Source organism: Vibrio sp. 10N.222.55.C6, assembly GCF_041473395.1.
GTDB lineage: Bacteria > Pseudomonadota > Gammaproteobacteria > Enterobacterales > Vibrionaceae > Vibrio > Vibrio crassostreae_C.
The window spans coordinates 1-337 of record NZ_JBFRSD010000100.1; the positions used below are offsets into that span (position 1 = coordinate 1).

The window sequence follows — 337 nt, forward strand, 5'->3', positions numbered from 1 at the left end:
GTGTTTTAACTATCTTGAATGTACTCAGCTCAGGAAGTGACTCGGACAAAACAGCTATTGCTACACAGCTGGCAGGTTTAGGGATCACAGAGCCTGCTGCTCAACTCTATCAAGCAGAGTACCAACAATTACTCATTGGAGAAAAGTTAACTCTTGCAAGCGGAGAGCAATTGGATAGCGCTAGAGTTATGACGAAATACAGCGCTGTACCGCAAATTCGAGCAGCAAAGTCAGTGCCGTTCGTTATGTTTGTACCTGAAGGAGCAGCTATCGACAGCAGTTTACCAATTTTACAGTACCAACACGGTATCACTAGCATCAAAGAGAGTGCTTATGC

General features: G+C 44.5%; 1 pseudogene. It reads left to right on the forward strand.

The window, feature by feature from the left end:
- Positions 1-337: pseudogene (locus AB4486_RS22730) on the forward strand (fumarate hydrolyase); the annotation flags it as partial.